Here is a 26131-nt window from a genome sequence, read left to right on the forward strand (position 1 = left end):
TTTTCCTGGAATGGAGTTTTTTCAGCGAAATGGAGGGGAATGGGCTGAACGGTATTTATTATATTTTGCAAACACAACCTTTCAAACGAGGTTTAAATATTTATTAAGTAGGGGTTAATTCAGTGACCTCTTTAAAACAACATCTTTTGAATACCATATAATGCTGGAAGGTTAAAAGTTTGATTGTTTTCCTCTCACAATTTTGCTCATCATTCCACAACAAAAACCCTATAAATATGTTATTTACAGGGTTTTTAATTTTAAGTTTATTTGCTAAGTACATGACAAAAAATGAAATACATCTATATTTTTTTGATTTTCAGAGTTTAGCAACACATTAGCCAAGAAGTAAAGCCCATATTTAAAGATGCTTTTGGCTTTTCTACCATGTTTTTTTATCGTAATTGGCTTAATCTGGTGCAAATAAATTCCAACTTTATAGCACCAAACAAAAGCAATCATTACCAGTAATACCAGTTTTTCTATTCTCTGAATATCTTGCAGATGTGTCTTTTCAATATCAAATCCGCTAGATTTCATTGCTTTAAAACACATCTCTATCTGCCATCGCTGTTTGTAATCTGTTTGTGCCTGTTCAGGTTTGTTAAACGATACGATAATCAGAAAATCTTGTTTCGCATTTCTGTTGTTGAGCCTGCAACCTGACAGATAGCAGAGTTGTCCATTGACCCGAACAATTTTATTGTAATGTACAAACTCATTGGCCTTGAACCGATTGAACAAATGGGATGCTTTTATTTCTTTATTTTTATGTGGCAGGAATACCTTAAAATTATTGCGGATACGTATGTGGTACCTAATCTTGTTCCTGTTTAAAAACTCTAGCCATCTTTCCCCCACAAACTCTCTATCTGCGACAACAGACCCAATGGCCTCTTTGCCAAAAAGATGGATGAACCTATTGATCAGCTCGATACGTTCTTGGCTATTGGAATTCCCTCTCTTGTCCAACATAGTAAACAACAGAGGAAATGCCACCCCTTTATAAACAATGCCGAGCATAAATATATTGATATTGGTTTGCCCAAACTTCCAATTGGTTCTGTCAATACTCAATATAAGTTTCTCTTGTGCAGGCAGTAGATTGAAGACAAGACGTGCTATTAGGTCAGGATCTAAACTATAACTGGCAATAAACCGTTGTATGCGCCTTAGCGAAGACTCCGAATCTGCTTTGGTGTCAAAAGCATTCGATAGTTTTTCAAAAGTCACGGTCTGTACTTTGCACAAAGCAATAATAAAGTGAGAAATAAGTTTGAGTCGGGCTAAATTGATTTTACCTCGCAAATGAGTGTTTAGAACTAAAGTTAATTCACTATTTTTAGTGACTGCATTGGTTTTCTTCATTAGACAAATAAGTGGAATTATTCATCTAATATACTGAAAATCAATGCTTTATATTAATTATTTAACCTTTAATTTATTGATTTTCAGTGAATTAAATTTTTGTCATGTACTAAAGTTTATTTGATGCATTTATTCCTAAGAACAAAATAAAATGCCCTCAACAATATTTGAAAAAAGAGCCTTTTAAAAACTGGGAATATTTATACTCCAACATTTTTAGCCATAATAATCAAAGAAAGTCCGGCAATAAATAATAAGAACATTAGACCTATTAATTTGTTTGTTCCTTTAGGAGCATCTTTAAATTCTTTCCATATAAATATTCCCCAAATTGCAGCTACCATAGTCGCTCCTTGGCCTAATCCGTATGAAATTGCAAATCCAGCTTCTCCCGCAGCTATCATATTTAAAATAAATCCGAGACACCAAATTACGCCTCCAAAAATTCCTATCAGGTGAAGCTTTGGAGTACCTAAACTAAAATAATCTTTGTAAGATACTTTTTCACCACTTATTGGCTTGTACATAAAAAAAGTATTGAACACAAAATTAGAAATAAATATTCCTATTGAAAATATAAATACCGCTGTATAAGGTGTCAACAGGCCTTCTGTTGGATTAGAAAAATCGACTGACATGGATGCGGCTACAAATCTATAAAAGAACCCCATCAACACACCCGCAGCTAAAGAAATAACTATTCCTTTGGTTGTTGCCACTCCCTTTGAAATTCGCTTGTAAACCAAAGCATCCAGAATAATTGCTAAAGCAACAAGCCCCACGCCCATAAATAACAATAAAGGATCACCCAAAGGTGTTGCTATATAGTTAACTATGACACCCAAAACTAACGCAATTCCTATTCCTATAGGAAATGCAATAGCCATACCTGCAATGTCTATTGCCGCGACTAACAATAAATTGGCAATATTAAATACAACCCCTCCTAGAAAGGCATAAAAAATTGCATTTAAAGAAGCATCTCCCAAATTTGGTAAAAAAGCCTGTCCACTATCGCCATTGCTCCCTAAAGTTAGTCCAAACACTAATGATAATAATACAACGCCCAAGGTATAATCCCAGTAAAAGAGTGCGAAACCCCATTCTTGTGAAGCTAATTTTTGCGTATTAGCCCAGGATCCCCAACATAACATTGTTATGACACATAAAAAAACAGCTAAAAGGTAATTGTCTACTATAAACATGACTCATTTTTTTTTTGGTTAGTATTATTCTTGTTGAACTCACATTGCATTATTTTAACTGGAAATAATAAAACAACATTGATATTTTATTCTTCGTAATACGTATATGACCAAGATTCAGTGAAACCACCACCACTACCTGTTCCGTTTTTAATTTGAGTGGCCACTCTATTTTGATCATCAAAAGTATAGTCAAAGGTGGCACCATAATTTGAGTCTGGATCAGATGTTAATTTCCTGAGGTAATTTTTAGCTAACTTTTTACTTTGTCTTCCATATAAGCCTCCAACAGTCTTCCATTGAGAATCAACTGTAAATGTTTGATGGATTGAACTTGGATTACTGGCAATAGTATATTCAAACACTCTATCTTCCCTTACTGTAACACCATCGTCCTCATACCTAACTCTATTAGTGATATTACTGTTGTTGATTTTATTTTCATATTTTAAATGGTCTGCGCCACTGTAATGCTCAAATATTTTTGCAAGAAAACCTTCGCCATCATATTCAAAAGCTGCGTACTCAGTTCCTGAGTCATTCCATAATTCTTTGCTAATGCGGCCTTCTCCGTCAAGAGTATAATTAGTTAAGTTACCACCTTTATTTATTGACAATTTTCCTGCTTGGGCATAATCATACATAATAACTTCAGGTGTACCTCCGTCATAAACATTTGAAATACTTGTTACACGATCGTTTCCGTCATAGGTAAATTCCCAACTTTCTATGCCATAACCTCCATCAAAACTTATTTTTTTAATTTTGGAATCCGGAACCACTGGAAAATCTGATTCACCACTTATATCATTTGTACAAGATGATAGTAAAATTAAGGTCAAGCAAATAGCAATTGAGTTTAAATACTTAATTGAATTTTTCATAATTTATAAGTTTAAATATTAGTTTGTAGTTTATATTCTTTTTAATAGTGAATCTTTTTTTGACTGAAATCTAAGGCATCTGAAAGCTCATTTAGGAACCAATCAACATTCCCTTTGCCTTGACTTACTCTATATTCATGATAAATATCTTTTTCTTTGAATAGTATATGCGTTAACCCATTGGATTTATAATTCATGCTTTTGTCAGTTGTAGAAACAAAGAACCAAGTGCGATTTAAAGATTTTATTTGATCCTCTGTAAGCGCTTTCAACGTTTCAATGTCAATAGGCGCATCATATACAGCACAAGAAGTAAAATCAGGATTTTTTACTGCATAGTCAAACGCTTTTGCACCCGCTTCTTTAAATCCTATTATAGACTGAAAACGACGACCTTCCCTAATACGATAATTCGATTTAGCAATGGACATAATTGAATCAAAAGACATTTCTGACTTTAAATCAATAAAAACAGAAATAATAGGTGGAAACTTAACTGCTTTAGTTTGATGCATTAGCATGTTTGCGATAGCCACCTTAGTTGAATTCGCAAATTTACCCACGAAATAAACGACAGGATAATAACGAAGAGACGTTGTATAATCCACAGGTAACAAGACGTCAAATCCATCATCATTCATTAGCTTTAAATCTAATTTAGCAGCGTTGACAGTATCAGAAAAATGCTCCTTTACATCCCCTCGATACGGCTTTTGACTAAATGCATCATCAATAAAATTTAGACCGTTTGTCAATGACCCTCTCCAATATTCAAAATTGTGCCCACCATTTCTTACTCTAAATTCATGGTCGAAATTCAAATCTCTTAGTAGGATATGTAACTCTTCATTACTCTTGCTTAAGGTTTGCTCATCATCTCCATTATCAATAAAAATCTTCAAATCTTTAAATCGATTTAAATTGGTCTTATTGAATAGATGAAAAGGAGAGTTATCTTTATAATACTGAGTAATTCGGTCTTCCCCATATATTCCCACGCCACCAAAAAGTCTTCCCCACTGTTCATCCCATTCAGTTGGATCTTCAGTCATATATTGATCATCAGTTCGAACTGAGATACTTAATGGCACACAAACTGAAAATACTTCAGGATGTTTTATCGGAAGAATCAATGCTCCAAAACCTCCCATAGAAAACCCAATAGTTGCTCTATTTTTATTGTTAGGCATAGTTCTATAATTAGCATCTATAAAAGGAACTAATTCATTTACAAACATATCCTGATATGAAAATTTTCCATAAAAATCGTTCACATAATAGGTGCTGTAGCCTTCGGGCATCACATAAATCATGGACTGGATTTCGTTTTTGTTTACCACATCATCAATATGCTGGCCTAACCTGCCATATTCTAACCAAGAATAATCATTACCACCTAATCCGTGAAGAAGGTAAACCACTGGATACCTTTTTTCGCTTTTAAGATAATCCTTTGGAAGAATGATTGAGTATTTAACCGTTTGACCAAGTATTTTACTCTCGATCGATTTCCCTTCGTAAGTAACAACCATATCCTGAGCTGACCCCATAGGAGATTGCAAGATAAACAACAAGATTATTACGAAAGTTCTCATCAATTATGGTCTATTTTTAATTTATATTTTTTCTTTCAGAATGGAAAGAGAATTACTTAATCCGTTCAAAAACGACTGATAGGTATCGTTCCCTTGCCTTACCCTATATTCATAGCCTATATTTTGTTCTCTTATAGACTTATACATAGTGTTATAGCCTTTATATTCCGCACTATCATCAGTTATATCGAGATAATAAAAAGTGCCCGCTACCGGTGCTACAGTATTATCAGTTAAATTAGCGTTAAATAAAAAACAGGACTTAAAAAACGACGACTCATTATTTATAAATTGAGCCGCTTTTAGACCTCCTTTTGAATTGCCTATTAAAACTCTTTTTTCTTTTTGTGCAAGCGTGCGATAATTGGAATCCGTATAAGAAATTATTTGCTCCATGGTAGCAAAACTCAAATCATTTGTTAAAGGAATTTCTACAATTATGGAATATGGTATACTTTGATTACTCATTGCATTATAAAGTAGAGACAGAGCGGCCAACTTACTTTCAGTCGGCTGATTACCAGTGTCATGAGCCAAATACAAGACTGGAAACCTAGATATATCTGAAACACCGTAGTTTGAATTTTTTAAGATGTTAACCGATTGTCCGCTGACTGTTTTGGTTTCATAAGCCGTGTTACTAATAGATTCCCCTATAATTGCTGGAGTAGGTTCTGCGCTATACCCTATGCCTTGAAAAGCATCACTAATAAACTTTAAAGCTTCCGGATAAGATGCCTTCCAATAATCAAATGAATGTCCGCCACTTCTTACCCGATACTCATGTGAGATATTCAAATCTCTAAGCACCGTATGCAATTTATCATTTGTAATTGAAAGTGATTCCTCATCGTCTCCACAATCAATGAGCAGTTTTAGATTAGAAAAATTAACAGCATTTTGATTTTCAAAGAAGTAAAATGGGCTATATTGCTTAAAATAATCTGTAAATCGACTTTGACCAGTCGCACCTATGCCTCCAAAAATAGGACTCCATTGATAATCATAAACGCTTTGCGGTTCAGCCATATATTGATCGTCCGTTCTAAAAGAAATGCTCAAAGGGACTCCCACAGAAAACACATCCGGGTTTAAGGCAGGGAGAATTAATGCGCCATAACCTCCCATAGAATAACCCATGGCTGCCCTATGATTCTTGTCATTTTTCGTTCGAAATAATTGATCAATTTCAGGAACCATTTCTATGGTAAGCATGTTCATATATGGATACATTCCATTATATCTATTTGCATAATAGGTATTATGTGCACTTGGCATCACAAAAATCATGGACGTGATCTCTCCTTTATACTGATCAGAATAATATTGTATCATTCCGTGTGTATACCATGCTTTTTCATTATCTCCAAAACCATGAAATAAATAGGTTACGGGATAATCTTCAGTAGATGTGTCGTATCCGTCAGGTAACAAAACGGCATAATCAACGTTTTCACCTAAAATTGAACTATAAAATGTCTGATTGGTAAGCAATCTCTTAAACGACAATTCTCTCTCCCCAGGAAAAGGATTTTGCTCAGAAACATTGTCTTTGCTAGAGCAACTAAAAATGACTAAACAGAATATGAAAAAATAAAATATTTTGTTAAGCTGATATTCTAAATTTTTAGTAGGCATAACATTTCAGTTTATTATTTTTCAAATACTTGGAGAGTCAGCATAAATAACAATTGATTTCATATATATACTAAAATCTGGATTTTTATTTACCCATTTAATTTCTACGTGATGATCTTTATTATCCAATAAATATTTATGAAAAACATCATATTTTCGAACTATGTAATCATAAGGCATTTTGACTTGTTCCACTTTTTCACCATCAATATATACATCTAAAAGCGCTACATAATCACTAGTTGGTACGCTACAAATGCTATTTACATTTCCAAGAACGACAATGCCATTTCCCTTAAAACCTATATTAATATTTTTATCAGTATAGTGTTGTCTTAAATAGCGCTCCTCAGATGGAAAGAGTCCAACAAAAGATTCCTCAAATCTTACCGTTTCGGGCTTTTGAATTTTTATTTTAATTTTATCGCCGTTAACTTCCCCTCCATTTTCCTCAATTAATTGAAGGCTGTGTTTATAAGTTAAATCATAAACTTCGTTTAAGGAAATCTCCATATATGGAAATTTTAAACCTTCAACTTCTTCCAATGCAGGCTTCCAATAATCTGGTATGCCATCGTAACCAAACATAACACCTAAAATACCTGCTGCCGTAGCTGGATTACAGTCTGAATCTTGTCCGCATCTTGTCGAAATATCCATGGTTTTAAAAAAATCTTTTTCTCCATAAAGTAAGCCGACTACAACATAAGCGGCATTTAACCTAGCGTCTATATTGAACGAATTATAAACACCCTCTGGACATCCTTTGTCTGACGAATGTTTTTTTTCTATCTCAAACCAAGTTTCTTTCCAGTCATCGGGATGTTTTTTATGCCATTCAATGACATCGGCAATCGTTTTATAAAAAAGGCTTTCTTTAGGAATTGTGCTTAATGCTTGTGAAATAACATAATCAATATCATCAGAGATATAAGCGACTGTGTACATGGCAGAAACGAAAACACCACCATACCATCCATCACCATAATTCATTATATGCCCAATATCATCACAAAACTTTGATGCGGTATTTGTCATTCCTGGAGCCATCATACCTGCGAAATCGGCTTCTATTTGAAAATCTATATCATCAGCATGGGGATTATTCATCCAGTGGCCAGAAGCAGGAGGCATTATTCCATTTAAGATATTGTATCGCGCCGCTTGGTTAGCGTGCCATAATTTATAATCTTCATTGGCAAATTCCAAAGCAAATGCATCTACAGGAGCATTTAGTCCAACTTTTTCTAAAATATTTACAAATGTGAGATCAAGATACACATCATCATAAAGCCCTGGATCCAATTCAAAAGTCTCCTTTATGTAGTGGTCATGCCATACTATTTTTTGATAATCTTGGATCATCGTTCCCTTAAATCTAAATTCAGTTGGCCCTCCAAATGTCACACCAATAGTTTGTCCTGCCCATCCGCCCCGTATTTTATCCTTTAATTCTTTTTTAGAAAACACCTTGAAGGTCTCTACAGGCTTACTGTGCTTTAAAGTTTGAGAATTCATTTGATTACAGCTAACAACTAAAAAACCGGTGGCCGCTGTGAATAATAAATATTTTAAAAATCTAACTGTCATATGAGTGTTGTTTTACATGGGTATATTGCTCCCTGGTTTGTTTTCTGAATACACAATTAAGTCATTAATCCTGTATTCATACTCAGGTTTGTGATTCAACCATTTTAATTTCAAAGTATGTTTGCCTTCTGGTAAATTATATTTCCATGCTGGTTCTAATCTTCTTGCTGAATTCATCATAGGCAATTTCACGGTTTCTTCCAATTTATCGTCAATATAAACTTCCATCAAAGCCACATAAGGATCATCTGGTTCCGCCAATCCAAAGGATTCTGATCCATAAGTTCTTTTAGAGACCCTATCTATATATTTCACATCCACCTTAGATCGTTTGGCCATATTACCATAGAGTAAAAAACCATTCCCAGTAAATTCAAAATTGATTTCATCTGTAAAAGATTCGTCTATTTTATTTCGCTCAATAGGATAAGTGTTTTCAAAATTTTGTTCAAAGGCTACCGCAATTGGTTCTTTTATAGGAATAGTCAATTGATCTTGTTCTATTTTCCCTCCTTCATCCTTTATAACTTGTAAAGCATGTTTCATACTCAATTCATAGGCCATACTCAACGACATATCTGTATTCTCAAAATTGTCGTTTTCTATTTCTTGAAGTGGTTTTAACCAAAATTCTGGAATACCGTCGTATCCTGTCATAACTCCCAAAACACCACCTACAGTTGCAGGATTACAATCGGCGTCTTGTCCACATCGCGCCGCAATATCTACAGATTTCGAAAAATTAGCATCTCCATACAACAAACCAATGGTTACATAAGCAGAGTTGATTTTAGCTTCGATATTGAACCCCAAGAAAACACCTTTAGGACAGCCAGTATCATTATTCCATTTTTTTTGTAATTCAAACCAAGTTTGCTTCCAATCATCAGGAAATTCCTTTTTCCACGCTATAACATCACTGATGCATTCATAAAACTGAGTTCCTTTTGGAATTGTTTTGATAGCGTTCTCAACTATCTGAGTTGGATTATCAAAAATAAATGCTGATGAATACAGCGCAGATGAATAGACACCACCATACCAACCATCCCCACTATTCATGACATGACCAACTCTATCAGCTATTTCTGTGGCCTTATTTACCATTCCTGGCGCCATTAGACCAATAAAATCTGCTTCTATTTGAAAATCAATATCATCTGCATGGGGATTGTTTTTCCAATTACCCGATGCAGGTGGCATTATCCCGTTCAAAATATTATATCGTGACGCTTGATTAGCATGTGCTAAATGGTATGCTGTGTTGGACCAATGCTTTGCTATAGCTTCAGAACTAGCATTAATACCATATTTTTCAAAAGCACTTACAAAATTTAGATCTGTATAAATATCATCAAACAGTCCTGGTTTTTTATCCCACCAATATTTTACATAATGTTCGTTCCAAGGAATATTCTGATTTTCATTTATTAGAGAGCCATTGTATTTAAACTCCACAGGAGCTCCATAAACCACTCCAATGGTTTGTCCTGCCCATCCTCCTTTTATTTTGTTCTGTAATTCTTGCTTTGAAATTACGAATGATTCTTTTGTTGCTGGTTCATTTACATCCTCTTGAGCATCTGCCGTTTTTGATGTTTTATCTTGACACGATAGCGCACCAAAAATCAAAATAATCATAAATCCTTTTAAAAAATTCTGTTTTGTTAAATTCATATCTATTTTGATTTTTGCGAATTATGAACACTCAGTTCAGCTATTGATGTAAATCCTGATACATTTTTTGTGTATTTATTCCAATGATCTTGAATTGCTGCATCTCCAATAATTCGGATTGCATTTGTAGTTACTGGTTTGAAGGTCAAAATGTATTCAGCAAAATGCGGCTGAAAAAAAACAATATCAGTTTCAGGTAACTTTGGACTTAAATTTTGTTTTTCAACTGCAACCCATTTACCTTCTTCGTTTTTGTATTGCACGTTTAAGGATGTAAACCAACCTCCAAACTCTTCCATACCACCTGTAGAAAACACCATCATATCAATAGTTTGGGCCTCATCCCATTCATAACCATAATAATCAACTTTAGGTATTTTTGCTTTTGCAGCAAGACTATAAAAAACCGAATTAGCCCCATTAAACACGCCATCATTTATAATTGCAGGAGTTTTGGCATACATAGAATGGCCAAAGGTAGTCCAACAAGAGTCCAAAACCGCTTCATTTAAAATATGAACATTAACAATTATAGAGTCTGCTTTTCTAGCAAGATTCTCATTCTTAACCAATAAGTCAAATGTTTTTGATAATACTGTTTTGCCATTATCAAGCTGTATTTTAATAGGAAATATACCTGATAATTGCGGAGTTCCATTGAGACGGCCTTTATCAAACTTCGTCCCTGGAGGAAGCTGTCCTTCTACTAAAGACCAATTGTACCCTTTGTTGGCATCACTATAAAATGTAAAATCCACAGGTTGATTAATTTCCATTTTTGCAGGTGGGCCAATGTAAAACTCTATGGGCGCATTAAACTGTGCACTCGTATTGATTTTTACAACTCTCTGGTTTTTACCTTGAGAAACCGAACCACCCTTTTCCTCAATAAGTTTAAGGGCCATTGCAAGCATTCTATTTATGATATCATCAATACTAGCGTCTGGCAATTCATAGCGTGTAATGTTGATATAGGTATCATTAAATGGTTTAGTCCAACCTTCGATAGGTAGGTACAAATCTTTAGGCAATGCTTTAAATCCAGAAATAATACCTAACAAACCAGCAACAGTTGCAGCTTGATTATCCGCGTCAAATCCCATGGCACAAGATAAATCCAATGTCCGCTGAAAATCTCCCTCTCCATAAAGCATCGCTAAGATTCCACATGCTCCATTTAAATTAGCATTCCAAATGGTTTTTGTTAAATCAGGCTCATTAACATAATACTTCAATGCCATTTCCTTCCATGCATCTTGCCACTTAGGGTGTTTTTTGTGCAGCGCAATCATATCTCGGACTGTTTGAGCATATCGACCATTTTCAGGCAGTGCATCTAAACCAATCTGGATTAATTTATTGATGTCTTTTTCAAAAAATGCCGCTGAATACATGGCTCCGTAATGTATAGTTGGTTCCGTACCCCAATCATCACTTGTGACACGAGCTGCCCAATCTGATTTTTGAGCGGCATAGTCAATCATGCCCGGAGCAGTGTAAGCCCATATTTCATTTATTAACTGAGGGTCAATTTGAAACCAATGAGGATTGATTTCTTTATCCCCTGTAAAAGGTGGCGTATAGCCATAATGCATTAGACCTAATGCTGCTCGATTAGCTAACCAAACACGATCTCTTATATGGAACATCCACGCCTCGCGCATTTGCTCATAAGTTGGCTCTACACCATACTTTTCCATATTTAATAAATACATGTACTCTACATCTGTATCATCATCAGAAAACGCTCCATTATATTGTTTGAGCTTGTCCAAGTTTTTTGCGTACCCATAAGGCCAATTTTCCTTGCCTGGTGCATCAATATATTTATTCTCATGCGGTAAACCATAGATATTCCCAATCATTTGACCTATCCAAGCACCTGCTATCTTATCTCTTAATTCCTCAACAGGTATTGTTTTGTATTTCAATGGCGGATCTACCGCACAATTATCTGTAGCATTAACAAATAGGAAAGGCGTTAAAACATATATTAAAATTAGAATTTGTTTCTTCATCATTAATCTGGGTTTTGAGCTAAATTGGGGTTAGTATTTAAAGCTGTTTGAGGGATAGGAAACAATTTTTTGTTTGGCCCTGAAGCTGGTTTTTCCCACCACGCATTTCCATAGACACCAAAGCGAATTAAGTCTTGTCTTCGTCTGCCTTCCCAAGCAAACTCTCGCCCAAATTCGTCCAACAATTCCGAATCTGATAAATCCCCAACAGTGTAAGGTGCTAACCCAGCTCTGGTTCGTATCTTTTGCAGATCAGAGTTATCTATAAATTCACCTGCCCTTCCTAATCTGTAGAGCGCTTCCAATTTCATATAAAGGACATCTGCATATCTAAAAAGAGCAAAATCATTTTCCATATCAGCGCCATAATTTATATTTTTTTGATATTGGTATTTAGCAATTCTGGCGCCTTCCCATTTTTTACGTGACGTATAATCTTCAATAGTTGGAGTATATATAAATGGCTCGCCACCCTCTACAATAGGATTTCCACCACTATTATATTGTTGACCAAACAAGAATGAATTCCTCCTTAAATCATTTTCGGCATATTTAGCAAAGAAATCTGGTTGAACAACAAATCCATCCCATGGATCTGCAATCATGTCAAACGATGCCTTGCTTGATGGATTTAACGAAAGATAGCCCCAATAAAAACCATCTCCTGTTAAACTTGGATGAAATGGAATAACAAATATATTCTCGGAAGAGTTTTCATTTTTTACCAAAAAGTTGGAAAAATAATTATTCTCTATTGAATATGCCCCTGTTCCTATAACCATGTCACAGGCCGCTACAGCTTCAGAAAATTTATCCTCACCAGTCCATTCTTTAGAATTTAAATACATTTTTGCCAAAAGTGTGTAAGCCATTCCTTGGGTAACTCTTCCGTAATATTCAGGCGTCGGCAAATCTTGAAGAGCACCTACATTATCATTGATTTCATTAACTATGAAGTCAAAAATAAATTTACGATTTTGTTGCTGTGGAAGTTCTGTTTCAGCAAAATCAACTGAATACGGCACATTCCCCCAATAGTCTATGGCCCAATAGTAATAATAAGCTCTTAGAATTTTAATTTCACCCACCACTCTTTCTTTATTATTAAATTCGATAGGTGTAATTACAGATAATATCTCATTACACGCGCTAATCCCTTCAAAAACGAGGTTCCAAGATTTTGTCAAGATTTTATTATTCGAAGTAGAGCTGCTTAAAGTGTGCTTTTGGATGACTTCCCATCTCCCTTGGTCATACCAATCTCCATTATCTTTGGCAGGTATCACCAATTCATCAGAAGCATTCTCTCCAAGCGCCCATAAAAACTGTTCGCCAGGATAACTTTGTAATTTGGTATAAGCCCGTCCCGTATAAGCAATAAGGTCTTTTTCACTGTTAAAGAAATTATTGGCATCTATTTCTGAATAGACTGTTTCAGATAAATCAGTACAAGAAAACACTAAGCAAATTAGTAATAGTGGTCGTGCGATTTTTAAAAAATACGTTTTCATAATAGTTTCTTTTTAAATAATTAAAATTTTACGTTCAATCCAAAAGCTATGGATGTTGTTCTTGGATAATATGATAAAGCATCTATACCAGGCTCTATACCCCCTAAATTTACTTCAGGATCTATACCGTTATATTTGGTAATGGTAAACACATTCTGCGCCGACCCAAAAACACTCAGGCCTGAGATGTATTTTGAGTTAATTTTAAAATCATGGCTTAAAGTAATGTTATCTAATTTTAAGAAAGATGCATCTTCTATATATTTTGAAGAATATGTAATGTTTCCTGTAAATTCAGGGTTTTCATATTGCGTGTGTACAACATTTCTTAGTCCAATGCCATTCCAGGATTCATAATACAGTCGATAAGCATTTAAAACATCTCCTCCAATACCTGCACGCATGGCAAAACTTAAATTCCAGTTTTTGTAGCTCAAATTGTTGCTCCATCCAATAATGGCATCAGGATTGGCATTCCCAATTTTCTCCCAATCACTTTTATCTACAACACCAAGAGGGTTTTGATTCTTAAACACATCTACACCATCTTCACTTACACCTAACCACACTGGCCCATAAAATGAACCAAGTTCCTGACCTTCTTCTATTCTTTGCGTGAAAACAGTTACAGCCCCTCCTACAAAACCACGCTCGTAAGATGTTTGAGTAAATTCAGCGTTAGATATTTTATCCAAAGCATTTTTATTGTGACTTGCCGTAATTGTCGTACTCCATTTAAAGTCAGAGTTATTGATAATCAATCCATTTAAAGTCGCTTCAACTCCTGTGTTGCTAATCGTGCCCACGTTTGTGAACAACTCATTAAAAAGATAAGGTGGCACCGGCACTTCGAAGTTCCATAAAAGATCTTCGGTTTTCCGCTTATAATACTCTAAACTCCCGCTAAACCTTTGGTCAAATAGGGAAAAATCCAATCCAACATTATATTCTTTTTTCTTCTCCCATCTCAAATCTAGATTTGGGTTTTGTCCAGGACCGTATGAATTGATCCATTGTTGATTATAAAACAAACTCCCAACTCTATTTAACAAAATAAGGGATTGATAGGGAGCAAAATCCTGATTACCAGTAACTCCATATCCAATACGCAATTTTATATTATTTACCCATTTCACGTCATTTAAAAATTGTTCTTCATTAATTCTCCATCCTACACTAATAGCTGGGAACACTCCCCACTTGTTGTTATCACCGAATTTAGAAGACCCTTCCTTTCTTATAGAAGCTGACAACAAGTATTTTTCTTTATAATTATAGGTTGCTCTACCAAAAAACGCAATCAATGTACTCTTACTTTTGTACGAACCCAAACTTGCATTTCCTTCAGGCAATCCTAAACCAGCTCCAATATTGTTATATAAAAAAGTATCAGAATCAAATCCTGTGTTACTCAAAAATGAACTATTAAATTTACTTTCTTGAAATGAATAACCTCCAATAACTCCTACATTATGATTTCCAAATTTTTGATGAAAATCTAAAACACTCTCAAATTGCACATCGCTGCTTCTACCATTTGCAATTTCCGCTTCTCCTCCTGCTCCTAAAGCGGTAGGGTAAAAATTAGTTCTATAGGAATTATCTTCCCATTCAGACGTTTGTTCCGATATAAAATTATCCCAGGTTAGATAATCTGTAAGCTTTGTTGTAACCCGTAAATTTGCCAATATGTCATTAGTTTTACCATCCCTAGTGCGTTCTTTGAGCAAAGCTACAGGATTGTAGTATTCTAAGCCTGACACAAATGAGTAACCTCCTGTATCAGGATTAGTATCATCATAAACGGGTTGTGTGGGATTTTGAAAAAATGCCTGTCTGAAGATATCATAATTCGCAGGAGAGTATGTTCTACTTCCTCTTGTTAAATTAAAATTCAATTTAATTGCATCATCAAAAAAGCTTTGTATAATATTCGTTTTAATTAACAAACGTTTCGATTCATTTCTCTGCAGCAAACCTTCACTTTGATTAAGAGTAACGGAAGACCTATGGGAGAAAACCTCGTCACCACCAGAGAATGAAACTGTGTTTTGTGAACTGATTGGAATTGATCTTGTAACTTCATCGAACCAATTTGTTTTACTTCCATAAAGACTTCCTGTTCTTGATGGCTGGTAGGTATTAATAGCGTCTACAAATTCATCGGCAGTCAAGTTTTGTACACCTTTTGGGGACACTTGAACTGATACTTGAGAAGAATATTCAAAGGTGCCTTTACCATTTATAGCCTGTTTTGTTGTAATAATAATAACCCCATTTGTTCCCCTTGTTCCGTATATTGCTGCTGCAGAACCGTCTTTTAAAACATCAAAGGACTCAACATCTTGGAAATTTATATTTTTTAGGTCAGCTCCTATTACTCCATCTATTATTATTAATGGCTGTTGTCCTGATGTTAAGGTATTTGCCCCTCTCAATAAAATTTGATAACCTGATAAAGGGTCAGCACCATTTGGCTGGGTAATAGATAAACCTGCTACTTTCCCTTGGATTAGGCCCACGGGGTCACTGTAAAGACCTTGGTTAAATTCATCTGACTTAATGGATGTTACGGCACCCGTATTTTCCTTTTTTGTCGATTGTCCATAACCAATTAAAACAACTTCATCTAAACCTTCGAGAGATTCTTGAAGAACAACATTGATAACAGGATTAGCAGCATTTACTCCCACCTCTTGAGGATTATACCCAACATATGAAAAAACAAGAGTGGCAGATGAAGGCACTGTTAATTGATAATTTCCATCAAAATCTGAAAGGGTTCCAGTTTGTGAATTTTTCACGTAAACATTGACACCTGAAAGAGGTAAACCTTCCTCATTTTTCACTTGTCCTGTAACGTTAATATCTTGAGAGAACAAATTATTTGTTGTAAAAACGAGCGCCAGTAAGACCATTAGTTTTGTAATACCCCCCAATTTAAAGATAAGTTTAGTTATCATATTCTTCGATTTTAAAGTTTAGATTAATTAGTTTATTGATTTTGCAGAAGTCAATTCCTTTTTATAAGGAATTGAAGACTGGGCCCCCATTTTTTGTACACAAAGTCCAGAAGCCTTTACAGCTAACTTTGCAGATTCAGTAATGGATTTGCCTTCTGAAAGACCAACACACAATGTTCCATTAAAGCAATCTCCCGCAGCAGTAGTATCTATAGCTTTAACTTCATCTGCAGGTATTACAGAATAATTATTTCCTTCTTTAACAAATGCTCCAAGAGACCCCATAGTGATTACTACATTTGCAACTCCTTTTCCACTAATAACATCGGCGGCTTCTTTTGCCTTTTCATAATCCTTAACCTTTATTCCCGATAGGATTTCAGCTTCAGTTTCATTAGGTGTAATAAGAAAAAGACCTTTTAATAATTTTTCAGGCAAGCTCCTTGCAGGTGCTGGATTTAGTATAACTGGTGTTTTTTTTTTTAACGCCAATTCCGACACGTATTCAACAGTTTCAATAGGTATCTCCAATTGCATTAATATCAAATCAGCATTACCAATCTGAGTTTTAAACTTTTCAATATCCTTTGGGGTTAAATTGGCATTAGATCCGGATGCTACTGCTATACAATTTTCACCATCAGAATTAACCATAATAAGTGCCACTCCCGAAGGATTTTTAGGATCAGATAATATTAAATCGGTATTTATACCTTCAGAATTGTAAAGTTCTAAAGACTGTTTACCAAACACATCGTTTCCTGTTTTGGCAACAAACGTAACAAGTCCACCCTGACGGGCAGCAGCTACTGCCTGATTGGCACCCTTTCCTCCAGGGTTCATCAGAAATGTACCTCCAATAACTGTTTCCCCTGGCGTTGGTAAACGGTCACTTTTAATAACCATATCTGTATTGCAACTTCCTATAACAAATATTTTCTTCTTATCCATAAATTATTTTATTATCACAATGAATGTATTATTTAATTTAACAAGTTGATAACAATTTTTTTAAAAAAAACATAAGTCTAAATTGATATAAATTTTTATAAAAATCTTATTATAAGCATTTTATGTGTTCAAAAATCGATTTTTAATACATTTTAAAGCTGTTTTTTTAACAAATTATAGTTCAAGAGATAGGTGAATAATGCAACAAATCCTTATCTAACTTATTCAATAACCTTTCTTACGGAATCTATCACGGTACCATCAACCCATTTAATTATAGCAACAACCTCATCTCCAAATACTGGTTTTTGTGGAACACCACAAATTCTCTCAGCTTCATCTTTTAATTCATAGATTGACTTAATTGGCAACCCGGATCCTCTAGTTTTCTCGATTAAATCTTTCCGCAAAGGGTTGATAGCAATACCCCTTTCGGTTATTATAACATCTATCAATTCTCCAGGTCCACAAACAGTTGTCACATGATCTTTAATTACCGGTATTCTATCCCTAAAAAGCGGTATAGGTAAAATTGTGCATTTTGAAAACAAGCAGTTTTGCCATCCGCCCAATCCATGTAATAAAAGACCGTCTGAATGCGTAACCACATTTCCGTTAAAATTGACATCAACTTCTGTAGCACCCAAGACAACTACATCTACCAGTTGTGCGAAATTGCCCTTACCATGATAGTTATAACTTGTAAATGGACTGGTATCAACATGATTAGGGTTATGTCTCATAGAATTCACCCCATCTAAATCAAAAGTTTGTCCATCCAATATAAAATCCAGTAAATTGTCTTTGAGCATATCTACCAAAAACTTATTGCTGCCACCTCTTGCAAAGCGCGCCTTGATACCTTTTCTTTTAAGAACTTCGGCAAAATAAAAGCCAACCGCTAAAGATGTTCCGCCCGCTCCTGCCTGAAAGGAAAACCCATCTTTTATAATTCCAGCATGTTCACAAAAGCGAGCTGTCAGTTTAGCAAGAAATAAGCGATCAGGACTTTTTGTAATTGCTGTGGTTCCAGACAATATATTTTCAGGAATCCCAATCTTATCTACTTTTACCACATAATCCACATAGTTGCCTTGAATTTGCCAAGGTAAACATGGAAAAAGCACAAGATTATCGGTCACAACAACAACCTTATTTGCATATTGAGAATCTGCCAGTGCAAAACCGAGCAAACCACAAGCCGATGGCCCATTAACGCCATTTGCATTTCCAAAACCATCTGCTGTTGGAGCAGCAATAACCGCAATATCTATCTGCACCTCACCATCTTGAACAGCTTGGTAGCGCCCTCCATGAGATCGAAGAACACCCATTCCTTTCATATTTCCATATGAAACATAACGTCCGAGTGCTCCGTTTAGACTACCTTCTATATGATGGATTGTACCATTATCCATGTATTTAATCAATTCAGAATGGCATTCAAATGAAGCTGAAGGAAACCATATTAAATTTTTTACATTTAGTTCCGAAGCAATCTCAAATATTTTATTAGCTATTAGATCCCCATTTCTAAAATGATGATGCGTGGAAATTGTCATACCATCTCTTAGTCCAGATTTAATTAACGCTTCTTTTAAACCCGAGACTAGCTTATTTCCATCATTTGGAAAGTCAATGCAAGTAGCAACCTTAGGAGCATATTTAAAACCTTCTGGCCTGTGTTTATCAACACCTTTATAAGGAATTACTTTACTACCATTCACAGTACTGGGCACCTCTCTATCAATAGCATTTACAAGCATATTATTTTCTCTTTTCATACTTTAAAGTTATTAATCGGTCCAGTTTTCATCCAATCTTTGCGATGAAATTGCTTGCTTAATTATATTTTTTGATTTCTCAACTACTGGAGCATCAATCATCTTAGTCCCAAGCGATATAACGCCCAACCCATTTTTAATGGCATCATTATAGGCGAAAACAATCGTTTTTGCTTCTTCTATTTCATCATCCGTTGGCGCAAAATGCTTACTGATTATTTCAATTTGTCTTGGATGAATACACCCCATACCTTCAAAACCAATTGATTTTGATGCAAGCACATTTTCCTTTAGCCCCTCCAAGTTTTCTACATCACTAAAAACTGAGTCTATAGGCTGAATACCAAACGCTTTACATGTTGTGACAATTTTTGTCCTTGCAAAAAGAGATTCCAGACCCAAAGGGGTTCTTTTTACGCCAAGATCTGCTGTGTAATCTTCCAATCCAATAGCAATTGCAACAATCATATCTGAGGACTTAGCTATTTCTATAATGTTTAAAATGCCTTTAGCGCTTTCAATTATTGGCATTAACCAAACCGGATTGATAGATTCGGATTTTTTCTGAATCTTATCTATATGACTGCTTATTGTCTTTATCTGAACTTCATCTTCGCACTTAGGAATTAATACAAGATTTACATTATGAGGAATGATGTAGGGCAAATCTTTTAATCCCTCTGGAAATTGATTTATCCTAACCATTCTCTCCACGCCTAAAAAATTCAAACTTCTGAGAGCATTTCTTACTAAAAAACGTGCTTCTTGCTTTTTTGAGAATGCGACAGCATCCTCTAAATCCAAGATAACACCGTCAGGCTTATGGATTCCAGAATTGAGCATTAAACTAGGTGTATTACCCGGCAAATACAACCTTGTAACCCTATGTCTGTTTTTAGTGGTTACCAATTCATTCTCAGGAATAAACTTTAGCAAAAATTCCTTATCTGTAATTATCGCCTGCTTTATAACCGCCTCAAGTCTTGCAGCTATAACAAAATCTAAAGCACCACTATCCTCTATGTTTAGAATAGCATGCCTAATTTTAAAATAATCAAGGATCTCAAGACACAATAGCCTAATATGCTTGCCATAATTAGATTCAACCTTACTGGACAAACCTATTTCAATGACTCCTTCCTCTTTTAACTCCAAAGACACAAAACAATCAGACCTTATCTTTTCACCTTTATTTCCAGCACAAAACTCGTTAGTCATTTCCATAATTAATTGAATAATTTTTTACTCTTGCAATGCCCATGCTGGCAATTCCAATTCAATTCCAAGCCATGGAATAATCACAAAATAGAATATTAAAGGTAACATTAACAAAATAATTAAATTCAGCCAAAACCCACATTTTATCATCTCTGGAACAGAAACACGATTACTTGCAAAAACCACAGTATTTGGCCCAGTTGCGGCTGGCATCATAAAGGCACACGAACAAACAACGGTTGCAGGAATCATGAAAAGCAATGGGTTCATATTTGCCGCTAAAGCCGTACTTGCTAAGATAGGTAGAAGGATATTTGCACTGGCCGTATTTGAATTAAACTCTGTAAAAGTCAAAACAAACGCTATAACAACAATAAGAATAGTAAAAAAGGAAAAATTGCTCACAAAAGTGAGTTGACCACCTAACCAATTTGCCAAACCTGTAGCATCAAATCCATTAGCCACCGCGTAACCCCCACCAACAATAATGACAACACCCCAAGGCACTTGTCTGGCCTCTTCCCAGTTTAACAACTTTCTATCTTTATTTGCAGGAATAATAAACAACAGTATTGCCGAAGCCATCGCAATAGTCCCATCATGTATGCGATCCGAAACACCCAAAACTTCAGTCCAACCATAAATATGAAATTCCCCTATATAAATTGCTTCTTTAAATACCCAGGCAAATACAGTTAAAACAGCAACGTATAACACTCTTTTTTCACCTGACTTGATTCCACCTAAAGCTTTTAACTCTTCTCTTACAACATTTAAATTATCACTCAATTTGCCATCGATTTTAAAATACTTTACAATAAACAGCCAAAAAATTGGAAGAAAAATGAATACTACTGGCACGCCTATTTTCAACCATTTAAAGAAATTGAATGTTGGAGCTTCAGGGAAAAGTTTTTCAAATATTCCAATAAAAATCATATTGGTTGGAGAACCTATTAAGGTTGCAAGCCCCCCTATTGATGCCGAATAAGCAATGGCAAGCATCAAGGCAGGTGCGAAATTATTTTTCCCACCCGTTATATTTTCGTCCTTTTCAATAATTGACAGACCAATCGGAAGCATCATTAATGCCGTTGTAATATTAGCAATCCACATAGATATAAAAGCGGTGGCAACCATCATGCTCAAAATAATTCTGGAACGACTGGTACCAAAGAAAGTGAGAATTTTTAAAGCTATTCTTTTATGTAGATTTTGAACTTCAATAGCTTTAGCCAAAAAAAAGATTGCCAAAAACATGAGCACATAGTTATGTCCATAATTTGAAGCGGTTTCTGATGGTGATAAAATATTAAAAAAAGGAAATAAAACGAGTGGAACGAAGGCAGTCACATAAACCGGTACAGCCTCTGTAACCCACCAAATACTCATGAGCACAACTACGGCAGCGGCACCTTTAGCTTCATAACCCATCCCTTCTGGCGTTGGTAAAAGCTGAATAATTATAAAAAGCAAAACCCCTAAAACTATTCCTATATTTTTTTTCAAAGCGCCTATATTTATTCTCAAATTTATCAGAAATAAATAATGGTAATAATCAAAAATTAAACTAATTTTATATTTATAAAATGAAAATTAAATACTTAAGACACTAATAAACAGCATTTTAAATTTAATTTTTGTTTCTAATATTATATATCTAACCTCATTGTTTATAAAATGACTAAATCAGAATCTTTAATATACCTTATAAACTCATTGACAAAAGCTGAAAAAAAGTCCATAAGCAGTTCTATGATAAACTCAACTTCAAACTTTGAGAATCTTTATCACATTATTCTTAAAAAGAAAAATGCTACCGCCGATTCAGTTCGAAAAGAATATGACACCGTTTGCAAAGGGACTTCATTTGAAACCTCTGTAATTTATTTGCATAACTTTTTACTGAATTCAATCTTAGATTTAAGAAAAAACCAAGATTTGAATTTTTTATTATTTGACAATATATCCAAGGCTCGAATATTATTTGAAAAATCACTTTATAATGAATGTTTTAAATTGTTAAAGAAGACTAAAAATACAGCTCTAAAACACGAAAATCAGTATGCTTTTCTTTTATCATCTCGTCTTGAATTAGATTATCTTCTCTCTCTAAACTACCCTGATATAGACGAAAACACCTTACTCAAAAAACAATTTAAACTAAATGAATCCTTGTTGACTATTCAAAAAACAAATCAACTTTCTTCCTTGCTTGAATTATTGAAACATAGAATGGTTTATATAGGAAATGCCAGAACAGAATTACAAAAAAACAAGCTCAATGATTTAGTCATGAGTGAAATGAGCATCATAAATTCGTTTACAAAGGAAAATGTAGAAATTGATAAGTTACATCAACTTTTTCAGGCAAATTATTTAATTGATGTGGGAGATTTTAAATCCGCTCAACGTTCATTTTACGAACTGAACGCACTAATGGAGAAAAACAAACACCTCTGGTCTGAACCTCCAATTTATTACCTATTTACTTTAGAAGGAATTTTAGATACTTTGAGAAGCCAACGAAATTATGAAGGCATGGCATATTTTGTGGAACAATTAAAAAAACTTAAAGGATCTCATCAATATTTTAATTTAAGAATACAATGCACCATATTTCTTTATGAATTAATACCATTGCTTGATAATGGTGATTTTGTTTCTAGCCACAATAAAATGAAGTTGAGTGCTAAGGATTTACTTAAAAATGAAAACCTGCTGAGCTTATCTCAAAATGCTGAACTCAAATTGCACATTTCCCTGATTCACTTTGGTTTGGGAGAATACAAAAAAGCTCAGAAAATTTTAAATAAAATTATATTTGCTAGTAGAGATTACACTCAACTCCCTCTTTACAGAACCATTAGATTAGTTAATTTATTGATATTATATGAGATGAAAGATTTTGAATTTATAAAATATGAATCTCGGACTTTAAATAGAGAAATACAAATGGCAAAAAAAAGTTATAAAATAGAAAGAGAGATTATTAAATTTGTAAATAAGCACAATCTACCATACTTAAATTCAAAACGATCAAAACTTTGGTCGGAAAAAGAAGAGAAGTTCAAACTTATCTCTAAAGATATTTACGAGAAACAAACCTTAAAGTACTTTGATTTTCTTATTTGGATAGAAAGCAAAATAAAGAGAGTTAAATTATCTCATTTGTTATCTGAAAAAAGAAATGCGAACATGACAAGATCATAATCGGTGATATCATCTATATAGCGTAATTACATATGATGATAATTGAATATGTTTATAATTTTATGTATTTGTATCTCAGATTTTAATAAACACCCTTAATTACCGAATCAATTTTAAATCAATTCGCAATTCACAAATCGAAAAAATAAAATTTGAAATATTTTGGTTCATTTTCACATTCTGGAGACAACACAAACGTTAAACTTTGTTAAATCGAGACCAATTCGGTGACCTCTAAAAACCACTCCTTTGGGAAGCCCTATAAACACTGTAAAGTTGAAATTATGGTCGTTGTCTCCGAAGAACGGAAAAATCATAAAATTGAATACTCTTTCAGGCATCTCTTCAAATTTCTCGAGTAATGTTTTATACGTTACCGATTTAAAAGATGCGCTGGGTCGTTCTTCAACGATACCAATTAAAAACCTTGTAATACTGGCATCATCTTCAGCCATAGAAAACACAACCAGTCATTCTGATAGTAATTCAATCTTTTTTAAAGTCATTTTTTTCGCATTACTTAATCGAGCTTAGCAATTAAGAAAACAGGTAAGGTTATATTCAACAAATAATTTACTGTAGAAAGTTGTTTTAGTTATTTTATCAACCTTTACACGGCCATTAAAATGGCCACATAGTGGCAAACTGCCGCTGCCAATACAAAGAAATGCCAGACGGCATGGTTATAGGGATATTTTTTCCAAAGGTAAAAAATAACACCCAAAAGATAAAGCAAACTTCCTATAAGGATCATTACCAATACCCCAGTGGGAATTGCATCAAAGAATGTCCGTCCCCCCACAACCATAATACCTCCCATTGCAATATAAGCGAGCGTAGAAATAATATTCCATTTGCCGGTAAAAAAAATCTTAAAAATAATTCCGATGGCGGTCAGGCTCCAAAGTACAGTTAGCAATGTAATACCGAAAGTATTGTTCATATAGATCAATAAAAACGGCGTATAAGTGCCAGCTATCAGGAAATAAATACTGATGTGGTCAAGAATCTGTAGAACCCGTTTTGCCTCGACATGTTGAAAACCATGATAGAGTGTGGAAGACGTAAAAAGTTGTAAAAAGCAAAATCCATAAATTGCTGCGCCGATAATGCCAGGTGTATTATCGCTTTTTATGGCTAAGGCTATCAGGATAGGAATCCCTACGATACCAAAAATAATTCCGAAGCCATGTATAATACTATTTACAAGTTCTTGCTGGATTTGTAACTTGGAATTTGGAGCTTGCATAAGTATAGATTTTTGGTTAGGCATTATGGATTGAAATTTTCATAAAAGTGTAAGCATGGTCATTCCTATAATCTCTATTTTGATAACTGATTGATTCACAATTTGGAATTTTATGATAATGAATTCATGAATCTTCCGATTTTACAAGAATGGCAATTCCAATAAAAATCTCGAGGTAGAGCTTTGAGGAATTCTTTTTCAATTAAATGGGATTCAACAATTATTTATAGGTGACAACATCATTATTGTAAAGCGCTGTTAATATTCTTTCTTTTCCTGGAATGGATCATAAATTTAGTGTTAAAGCTAATTTATAGCACACATTCATTGAGTTGCTCAGTCGCATATTGCCCTTGTTTCACGAATTGAACCCTGGCACTTAATTTAATTTCATCACCAACAATTAGGACTCCTGCCGCATTTTTTCCAGCCCAAGTCAACCCAAAATCCCTGCGATTTATTTTTCCGGAAAATGATAATTCCACCTTGTTTTGAAAATTTTTACCAATCGTCGTTTTGCCAGAATCGATTGCAAGTATCATCTGTTTTTAATGTTTTTAATGATTAAATTCGCTTGGATTTTCTTTTCGGCTATATTAAAATCTCCTAGAGTATAAAATTGTCCTTTATAAAAAGAAAAATATCTTTTCATTCTTTCAACCACTTCGCACTTGTCAAATAAGATTTGCCACCCAATAATTTCTCTGCTAAGCTATCAATCCTCCTCTCTTGAAACCATTTCAGCATCAAAAACCATGGTTTGAATATTCGAAATGCATTGGACAAGGACGGTCGGTGTTATGGATTTTTTTATTACTCCATAGTGTTCTATAATCAACCAATTAAATATGCCAGTCCATTCCCTACTGGCTCGCAAAGCACATTAATAGTTTTGGTCTTAAATAATTCTTGAATAATTTCTCTCCCCTTTTTATAGTCATCATGAATGGGGCAAGGGTGTGACGAAGAGCATTTGCTCAAACCTAAACCACATTCTTCAAATAGATCCTTTCCATCTATGGTGTCCACAATAGTTATAATAGGCTGCAATTGTTGCTCCTTTGTAATGTAAAATCCCCCAGAGGGCCCCTTAATGCTCATAATTATCTTTTGGCGCACTAAATTTTGCAATATTTTGCTCACGGTATGTTCACTGGCATTGATATACTGGGAAATTTCCTTTACACCCAGCTTTTCTCCAGCTTCTTCTTTGGAAGCGAGATAAATAACAGCTTTTATGGCAGTTTTACATGTATTGCTTAACATC

Annotated in this window: 19 protein-coding genes; 1 reads left to right on the forward strand and 18 read right to left on the reverse strand. The window is 34.5% G+C overall.

All coding sequences use genetic code 11. The annotated features are described in order from the left end of the window. Positions 1-273 precede the first annotated feature (273 nt). From JEM65_RS15030 to JEM65_RS15095, 14 genes are all read right to left on the reverse strand, one after another. Positions 274-1368: an IS4 family transposase gene (locus tag JEM65_RS15030; RefSeq protein WP_199601181.1), complete on the reverse strand. Its 1095-nt coding sequence runs from the start codon at positions 1366-1368 to the stop codon at positions 274-276. 200 nt (positions 1369-1568) lie between these two features. After that, the gene (locus tag JEM65_RS15035; RefSeq protein ID WP_233530676.1) at positions 1569-2573 is read right to left on the reverse strand and encodes a multidrug DMT transporter permease; all 1005 of its coding nucleotides are present in this window, start codon (positions 2571-2573) and stop codon (positions 1569-1571) included. A gap of 86 nt (positions 2574-2659) precedes the next feature. Next, entirely contained in the window at positions 2660-3457 is a 798-nt protein-coding gene (locus tag JEM65_RS15040) for a DUF4595 domain-containing protein (RefSeq protein ID WP_199601183.1), read from the reverse strand. Between the two features lie 41 nt (positions 3458-3498). Further along, positions 3499-5052, reverse strand: a complete 1554-nt coding sequence (locus JEM65_RS15045) for an alpha/beta hydrolase (protein ID WP_199601185.1) — start codon at positions 5050-5052, stop codon at positions 3499-3501. A 21-nt stretch (positions 5053-5073) separates the two neighbouring features. Continuing rightward, positions 5074-6690, reverse strand: coding sequence for an alpha/beta hydrolase-fold protein (locus JEM65_RS15050; RefSeq protein ID WP_199601187.1), 1617 nt, complete (start codon positions 6688-6690; stop codon positions 5074-5076). A gap of 21 nt (positions 6691-6711) precedes the next feature. Next, positions 6712-8160 (reverse strand): ADP-ribosylglycohydrolase family protein, encoded by a 1449-nt coding sequence (locus JEM65_RS15055; protein ID WP_199601189.1) that lies wholly within the window; start codon positions 8158-8160, stop codon positions 6712-6714. 132 nt (positions 8161-8292) lie between these two features. Continuing rightward, positions 8293-9957, reverse strand: coding sequence for an ADP-ribosylglycohydrolase family protein (locus JEM65_RS15060; RefSeq protein ID WP_199601191.1), 1665 nt, complete (start codon positions 9955-9957; stop codon positions 8293-8295). A gap of 2 nt (positions 9958-9959) precedes the next feature. Beyond that, a complete protein-coding gene (locus tag JEM65_RS15065; RefSeq protein ID WP_199601193.1) occupies positions 9960-11978 on the reverse strand; it encodes an ADP-ribosylglycohydrolase family protein in 2019 nt (672 codons plus the stop codon). Then, entirely contained in the window at positions 11978-13486 is a 1509-nt protein-coding gene (locus JEM65_RS15070; RefSeq protein ID WP_199601200.1) for a RagB/SusD family nutrient uptake outer membrane protein, read from the reverse strand. Before JEM65_RS15070 ends, JEM65_RS15065 begins: the two co-directional genes overlap by 1 nt. A 20-nt stretch (positions 13487-13506) precedes the next feature. Then, entirely contained in the window at positions 13507-16449 is a 2943-nt protein-coding gene (locus JEM65_RS15075; RefSeq protein ID WP_199601209.1) for a SusC/RagA family TonB-linked outer membrane protein, read from the reverse strand. 27 nt (positions 16450-16476) lie between these two features. Further along, positions 16477-17400 carry a ribokinase gene (gene rbsK / locus JEM65_RS15080; RefSeq protein WP_199601213.1) on the reverse strand — a complete coding sequence of 308 codons (924 nt, stop codon included), beginning with the start codon at positions 17398-17400 and terminating at the stop codon, positions 16477-16479. 221 nt (positions 17401-17621) lie between these two features. Next, positions 17622-19184: a citrate lyase subunit alpha gene (locus tag JEM65_RS15085; protein WP_199601215.1), complete on the reverse strand. Its 1563-nt coding sequence runs from the start codon at positions 19182-19184 to the stop codon at positions 17622-17624. 12 nt (positions 19185-19196) lie between these two features. Next, positions 19197-20408: an aldolase/citrate lyase family protein gene (locus tag JEM65_RS15090; protein WP_199601217.1), complete on the reverse strand. Its 1212-nt coding sequence runs from the start codon at positions 20406-20408 to the stop codon at positions 19197-19199. A gap of 18 nt (positions 20409-20426) precedes the next feature. Continuing rightward, positions 20427-21911, reverse strand: a complete 1485-nt coding sequence (locus JEM65_RS15095) for an SLC13 family permease (protein WP_199601219.1) — start codon at positions 21909-21911, stop codon at positions 20427-20429. A 171-nt stretch (positions 21912-22082) separates the two neighbouring features. On the opposite strand from JEM65_RS15095, the gene JEM65_RS15100 reads away from it, so the two are divergent. Then, the gene (locus JEM65_RS15100; RefSeq protein WP_199601221.1) at positions 22083-23615 is read left to right on the forward strand and encodes a hypothetical protein; all 1533 of its coding nucleotides are present in this window, start codon (positions 22083-22085) and stop codon (positions 23613-23615) included. Positions 23616-23788: 173 nt separating this feature from the next. On the opposite strand, the gene JEM65_RS15105 is transcribed toward JEM65_RS15100, so the two are convergent. The 4 genes from JEM65_RS15105 to JEM65_RS15120 form a co-directional block, all read right to left on the reverse strand. Beyond that, positions 23789-24070 carry a hypothetical protein gene (locus tag JEM65_RS15105; protein ID WP_199601223.1) on the reverse strand — a complete coding sequence of 94 codons (282 nt, stop codon included), beginning with the start codon at positions 24068-24070 and terminating at the stop codon, positions 23789-23791. A gap of 155 nt (positions 24071-24225) precedes the next feature. Then, a complete protein-coding gene (trhA, locus tag JEM65_RS15110; RefSeq protein ID WP_199601228.1) occupies positions 24226-24864 on the reverse strand; it encodes a PAQR family membrane homeostasis protein TrhA in 639 nt (212 codons plus the stop codon). 311 nt (positions 24865-25175) lie between these two features. After that, positions 25176-25406 (reverse strand): YceI family protein, encoded by a 231-nt coding sequence (locus JEM65_RS15115; RefSeq protein ID WP_199601230.1) that lies wholly within the window; start codon positions 25404-25406, stop codon positions 25176-25178. 292 nt (positions 25407-25698) lie between these two features. Beyond that, positions 25699-26130 carry an RrF2 family transcriptional regulator gene (locus JEM65_RS15120; protein ID WP_199601231.1) on the reverse strand — a complete coding sequence of 144 codons (432 nt, stop codon included), beginning with the start codon at positions 26128-26130 and terminating at the stop codon, positions 25699-25701. Position 26131: the final 1 nt, after the last annotated feature.

Source organism: Gelidibacter salicanalis (genome assembly GCF_016469035.1).
GTDB classification, from domain to species: Bacteria; Bacteroidota; Bacteroidia; order Flavobacteriales; family Flavobacteriaceae; genus Gelidibacter; species Gelidibacter salicanalis_A.